The sequence below is a fragment of the Vibrio sp. OPT46 genome (genome assembly GCF_015163535.1).
GTDB lineage: Bacteria > Pseudomonadota > Gammaproteobacteria > Enterobacterales > Vibrionaceae > Vibrio > Vibrio alginolyticus.
In genome coordinates this window covers 64,084-70,493 of record NZ_JADDYG010000824.1, presented here as the reverse complement: position 1 = coordinate 70,493, position 6,410 = coordinate 64,084, and the positions used below count along the sequence as shown (strand labels likewise).

5 protein-coding genes are annotated in these 6,410 nt (G+C 45.4%); 1 reads left to right on the top strand and 4 read right to left on the bottom strand.

Annotation, left to right across the window (positions count from 1 at the left end; translation table 11 throughout):
• From IQR33_RS28415 to hslR, 4 genes are all read right to left on the bottom strand, one after another.
• On the bottom strand, positions 1-1,616 hold a 1,616-nt coding region (locus tag IQR33_RS28415; RefSeq protein WP_416222704.1), incomplete at its 3' end, for an AsmA family protein.
• 190 nt (positions 1,617-1,806) lie between these two features.
• Positions 1,807-3,435, bottom strand: coding sequence for a phosphoenolpyruvate carboxykinase (ATP) (pckA, locus tag IQR33_RS28410; protein WP_005379288.1), 1,629 nt, complete (start codon positions 3,433-3,435; stop codon positions 1,807-1,809).
• 336 nt (positions 3,436-3,771) lie between these two features.
• Positions 3,772-4,647: an Hsp33 family molecular chaperone HslO gene (hslO, locus tag IQR33_RS28405; RefSeq protein ID WP_005379290.1), complete on the bottom strand. Its 876-nt coding sequence runs from the start codon at positions 4,645-4,647 to the stop codon at positions 3,772-3,774.
• Positions 4,648-4,678: 31 nt separating this feature from the next.
• Positions 4,679-5,065 (bottom strand): ribosome-associated heat shock protein Hsp15, encoded by a 387-nt coding sequence (hslR, locus tag IQR33_RS28400; RefSeq protein ID WP_005379292.1) that lies wholly within the window; start codon positions 5,063-5,065, stop codon positions 4,679-4,681.
• A gap of 253 nt (positions 5,066-5,318) precedes the next feature.
• On the opposite strand from hslR, the gene gspC reads away from it, so the two are divergent.
• The gene (gene gspC / locus IQR33_RS28395) at positions 5,319-6,245 is read left to right on the top strand and encodes a type II secretion system protein GspC (RefSeq protein WP_064353520.1); all 927 of its coding nucleotides are present in this window, start codon (positions 5,319-5,321) and stop codon (positions 6,243-6,245) included.
• Positions 6,246-6,410 lie beyond the last annotated feature (165 nt).

Genomic DNA, 6,410 nt, shown 5'->3' with positions numbered 1-6,410 from the left:
AAGCGGGTATCTCGGAGATTGGCTTCCACTTCACCCGATAAGCTGTAGGCCAGCATGTTGCGATCACCTGATAACCCTTGTAGATCGAGGCTGAGATCGGAAAAACCATCAATAGCCAGTGTGTCGGGTAAAAAATAATCGTGGAAGAGCGATAAGGGAATACCATCAGCATTGACGTTGAGCGCCCAAGGTTGGCTCGGGGTACTCAAATCTATTTGTCCGATGCCTTCTACGTAGCCTTGCTCGAGTGGCGCAAAAAGGCGAGTCAATTGCCAAAAGCCATCTTTGCTTTGCATGGCAAGTGCTGCGTGAGACGTGAGTATTTGGTCATAGCTAGCGTTGACAACGCTGACTTCCAATTCGCCTTGCCAAAGGCCCCAACGTTGAGCCGACTGTTTAATATCAAGCTGTTGCCCTTCGATATTTAAACCGGAAAGTTGCCAATAAGGTTCGTGAGATAGCTGGATAATTTGGCTGCGCTCAATGTCGAGTCGTTCGATTGCAACATGCTCTAACTCGCTGGTGGCGGCGTGCCACCAATTTAGGTTGTCTTCTGGCTGTGTTGCCCACTTGAGACCTTGAATAGAGGCTTCTTTGAGCTTCCATTGTGTTGGCGTGAACAATCCAGAAACTTGCACTCGACCTTGCTGCCAATCTAAGCTGAGCTCGTTGAGCTGGATTACTCCTGGCTCGATAGCGGCACTCAAACGTGGCTCTATTGCGGTTTGCTGCTGGAATCGAACGCTATCCGCCTGCAATGACACTTGAGCTTTTGTCTTCCAGAGAGACAGTGGCAGTGTGGCGTTTTCCACAGAAAGATCCAAGTTCTGCCAGTGCCAGTCGCCCCATTCAATATCGGCGTTAAGCAAATCTAAGCTATTAATATGATTAATGTTAAATGGTAGATCGTGCCAAGGTTTTGCAAGCAGTGATTGGCGCTGCGTATTACTCAGTTTCAGCTTGTTGATGGTCACATTTACTAAAGACCAACCTTGAGGATACTGCTCCCCTTGCCCAGATATTTGACTGTTACGCCAGTTAAAAGAGGTGCCATAAAGCGTACTGTCTTGCGGTTTGTAGTCTATATCGACTAAAACTTGATTAAAGGCTTCGCCATTCCAATAGAGTTGGTCGGCCGCAAATTGAACTTCGCCATATGGTATTAATTGATCACTCCATTGTGGTGATTGAATTTGAAGATCAATGCCATTGGCAGAGAAATGCTCGTCGGCGTAATCAATATTTTTGAGCGCGATTTGATGGAATAATACGTTCTCTAAAGCTGGGAGCTTTGGTGCGCCATACTGCAAGCTCATACCATCAATCAATAAACTATCAACGATCCATTTACCATCGCGATAAACATCGGGATTCATCCATAAATCGACTTGCTCGATGTAAGACGCATCGTCTCCGCTGGTGTTCACGCGTTGTAAAGTTAGGTGATAGGGAAAGTCATAACGCACGCTTCCGGCCCGGAAGGGAAGAGAAAAGGTGTTTGACAGCAAGCGCCAGGTTGCGTCCGCGTAAGATGTTGTTAGCAGCGCAATCGTAGCGGCTGGAATGGCAACTAAGATAACCAGTAACAGAAGTAGAACTCGACGCGCTGTTTTCATCTTTGCTAGAACCTACGTGTGTTATGAAATAAAACTAGATAGGCTTTAGCTTGTATCAATATTCTGTGGTATTCAATAAAAAGCCCCTCAAAAGAGGGGCTTGAAGCAATTTTTGTAACTTGGCCTACGTAAAGGTGATAAGTTAATGCCAACTTTTCACTGCGTTTACGCGACGTCGCTGTTACTCGATTTAATCAATCTGAGGACCAGCCGCAACCAGAGATTTACCTTCAGCGTTGTCTGTGTACTTATCAAAGTTATTGATAAAGCGCGCTGCTAAATCTTTCGCTTTGCTTTCCCACTGAAGTGGGTCAACGTACGTGTCGCGAGGGTCTAGAATGCTAGGATCCACACCTGGTAGTGACGTTGGTACTTCAAGGTTGAAGATTGGAATGTGCTTAGTTGGTGCTTCTTCAATCGAACCATCAAGAATGGCATCAATAATTCCGCGTGTATCTTGAATAGAGATACGTTTGCCAGTGCCGTTCCAACCAGTATTCACTAGGTAAGCCTCAGCGCCTGCTGCTTCCATGCGTTTAACCAGTACTTCTGCGTATTTAGTTGGGTGAAGCGTTAGGAACGCCGCGCCGAAACAAGCAGAGAAAGTTGGTGTTGGCTCAGTAATACCGCGCTCTGTTCCCGCTAGTTTGGCGGTAAAGCCAGACAGGAAGTGGTACTTAGTTTGCTCGGGTGTCAATTTAGATACTGGAGGCAGTACGCCAAATGCATCGGCTGATAGGAAGATCACTTTATTCGCGTGACCGCCTTTTGATACTGGCTTAACGATATTATCGATATGGTAGATAGGGTAAGAAACACGTGTGTTTTCTGTTTTCGAACCATCATCAAAGTCGATAGAACCATCGCCACGTACTGTTACGTTTTCTAGCAGTGCATCACGACGAATTGCGTTGTAGATGTCCGGCTCCGCTTCTTTCGAAAGTTTGATGGTTTTTGCGTAACAACCACCTTCGAAGTTGAAGACACCGTCATCATCCCAGCCGTGCTCATCATCACCAATTAGCGCACGTTTAGGATCAGTCGACAGGGTCGTTTTACCCGTACCAGATAGACCGAAGAATACCGCTACATCGCCATCTTTGCCCATGTTAGCGCTACAGTGCATTGATGCGATGTCTTTTAGTGGAAGGAAGTAGTTCATCATCGCGAACATACCTTTCTTCATTTCACCACCGTACCAAGTACCACCGATAAGTTGCATGCGCTCAGTTAGGTTAAATACGGTGAAGTTTTCTGAGTTCAGGCCTTGCTCTTCCCATTTTGGATTAGTGCATTTTGCGCCATTCATTACTACGAAGTCTGGTTCAAATGTCGCTAACTCTTCTTCCGTCGGGCGAATAAACATGTTTTTAACGAAGTGCGCTTGCCATGCGACTTCTGTGATAACACGAATGCTCAAACGTGTATCTGGGTTTGCACCACAGTAACCGTCAACAACAAACAAGCGTTTGTTAGAAAGCTGGTTTGTGACCAGTTCTTTTAGCTCGTCCCACACTTCAGGAGTGATTGGCTTGTTATCATTTTTCACTTGATCAGACGTCCACCACATATGTTCTTCTGTCGTAGCGTCTTTGACGATGTATTTATCTTTTGGTGAGCGACCAGTAAAGATGCCAGTGTCAACGGCAACCGCACCTAGTTCAGTAACCACGCCGCGCTCATAACCGGTTAGGTCTTCACGCGTTTCTTCCTCAAACAACATTTCGTAGCTTGGGTTGCGAATAACCTCTTTTACGTTATGCAGTCCGTGCTTGGTTAGATCAAGTGTTGCAGCCTTAGTATGTTCCATAACGGTCATAGGTGCTCCTTATAAGGATTTTGTAGGGATTTTGTAAGAATGTTTTAATTTTAATCTGCTCACCATGCTAGCAACGGGGCGGGGAGAAAACAGGGAGATAGCTCAAAATTTACCCATGATTTCAATAAGGTTTTAGGTAACCCGTCACATATTGGTGGGAATAGTCTATCGTGCACGCAATCCTTTGCGCTAGGGCAAAATCATTATTAATTGTTTAAAATTAAGCAGTTGTTTTATTACGCTTGAGGCTAGTTATTACGAGGGGTTGATCACAAAAAGGCCAGCATTAAGCTGGCCTTTTGTAGGGTAAATTACGTGCTTGATAAGCTATGTAAATTAATGCAGGGTTTTCTTGTCTGTAGAAGCTTGTGCATACAGTTCAGTGACTTCAGATTCGTCGAACGTATAAGTTGTGCCACAGTAATCACAATGTAAAGAAACTGATCCAACTTCTGCCAAAATGTCATAAATTTCAGCTTTCTCAACGGTGATGATTGCTGCACCGCTACGCTCACGAGAACAGCCACAATGGAACTCGACAGGTTGCGGCTCGTACAGACGTACTTTGTCTTGGTTATATAGTCGATACAATAACTCGTTCGCTTCTAAACCAAACAATTCTTCATCTTTTACTGTGTCAGTGAGCTGCTCTAGATGTTCGAAATCATCTGGAGAGCCAGTGCCGTCAGGGATCACTTGAATCAACATACCTGCTGCGTGTGCTTTGCCTTCATGCTCACCAGTGCGGATCCATAGGCGCGTTTTTAACTGCTCTGAGTTTGCAAAGTAGCCTTCTAGCACTTCTGCTAAAGTGTCACCTTCTAGTCCAACGACGCCTTGGTAACGCTCGCCGTTTTTCGGTTCGATGGTGATCACAAGGTAGCCCTTACCCATTAGATCGTGAATATTTGCGTCATCGGCAACATCGCCTTCCCAGCGAGCTACGCCACGAACACGTTGGTTATGGTCACCGTTGATAACGGCAAGAGACACAGGACCGTCGCCTTGTAGCTGGATGGTGATCGAACCTTCGAACTTAAGAGTGGCAGTTAAAAGAGTAGTTGAAACGAGTAGCTCACCCAGCAGTTTCTCTATTGCTGCCGGATATTCCTTGCTGGAGATAACACGTTGGTACGCTTCATCTAATTGTACCAACTCGCCACGTACTGAAAGATCTTCGAATAGGTAGCGGTTTAAAACATTATTTGCCATGGAGTGCTTTCCTCGTTGGTAATTCCGGCTTTTATTGGTGTTTGAACTTAATGATGTCTCGGCGCTGCTTTTTATCTGGGCGGCGTTCCGGACTTGGGTTGTGGGCATTAAGCTTACGTTGAGTCGCGTGTTCCTCACGTTTCGCGATACTCTCATTGGTTTCGCGATATAAGGTTTGTGCGATGGGAGCGCCTCGGCGTTGATCTGAGATTTGTTCGATGATCACGATTTTTTCTTCGTTGCCTTGACGAAGTCTGACTTCAGCGCCCACTTCAACGATTTTACTCGGCTTGCTTCGTTGGCCATTATAGTGGACTTTACCGCCATCGACCATGTTACGCGCGATGGAGCGGGTTTTGTAAAATCTTGCGGCCCATAGCCATTTATCTAGCCTAACGGCTTCATTTAGGGAACTCATAGAACACTACGCTATCTAATCACTGCCCGAATACGGCAATGAGTGATGGATTATTCACCTACAGATGGAGTCAAGGCGTATTTTTTTCAAGGGAGTTGGCAAAAACTGCATAAGAAAAAGGTATGAAAGACAACTTGTGATATAGTTCACTGCTCTTTGTTGAGTAATAATTTTATTGCAAATTTAGCAATTTAAAGTCGATAGCTATCGTTATAGCTTAAATGACGGACGTTAGAATAAAGGAATCCATTCAGTGAAACGTTTAGAGCTAAGTGCAGGATTATCAAGCAGACCGCTACTGGCTCAGATCAAGTCCAATCATTATACCATTCAAGCCAAACTTAGCTTGTTGCTTACCTGTCTGTTTATTGCGATAACCGGATGGATACTTGGCAAAATTGTGTGGTTAGCCATACCTCAATCGTCGGAAGTGCCGCAATGGCGTCCATCGGCGAGTGGCGTTGTCGCGAGCAATAAAGGCGACGCGATAGATTTTAATGCCCTTCAGAATGCCAACCTATTCGGTAAATACACTGAGCAAAAAGCGGCAGTTGTAGAACAGCCCATTGTTAAAGACGCCCCTAAGACGCGCCTTAACCTTACGCTGGTCGGTGCGGTTGCAAGTAGTGATGCCAACACCAGCCTTGCTGTTATTGCTAACCGAGGTAAGCAAGCTACGTACGGTTTGGGTGAAGAAATCGAAGGGACACGTGCGACACTAAAAGCGGTATTGGTGGATCGCGTCATCATTGATAACCAAGGTCGAGACGAGACCTTAATGATGGAAGGTATAGAATATAAGAAGCTATCTGAATCGCCGCAGGTAGCCAGGGCGCAAGCTCAGCGAGCAGAAGCAGCGACGTCTGACGTTGGAGAGAAATTAGAGCAAATCCGCGAGGAAATTGCGAAAGATCCACAAAGCGTTTTTAAATACATCACCATTTCACCCGTCAAAAAAGACGGAGACATTGTTGGTTATCGAGTATCACCTGGTCGTGATGCCGCATTATTTAATGATGTAGGACTACAACCTGGCGATATTGCGGTTCAACTGAACGGGATCGATTTAAGTGACCCGTCTTCTTCAGTACAACTGATGCAAGTGATGAGCGATCCGCAAGAATTAAATTTAACTGTTGAGCGAGACGGCCAACAGTACGATATCTATATCCAATTGTAAGACTTAGGCAACCGGCGTAAGTTCAGGGAGACATACGTGAAACATTGGTTCAGCAAAAGTGCTTGGCTACTAGCAGGAAGTTTACTCTGCGTACCAGGTGCAATGGCAAACGAATTTAGTGCGAGCTTTAAAGGCACTGATATTCAAGAATTCATCAACATAGTG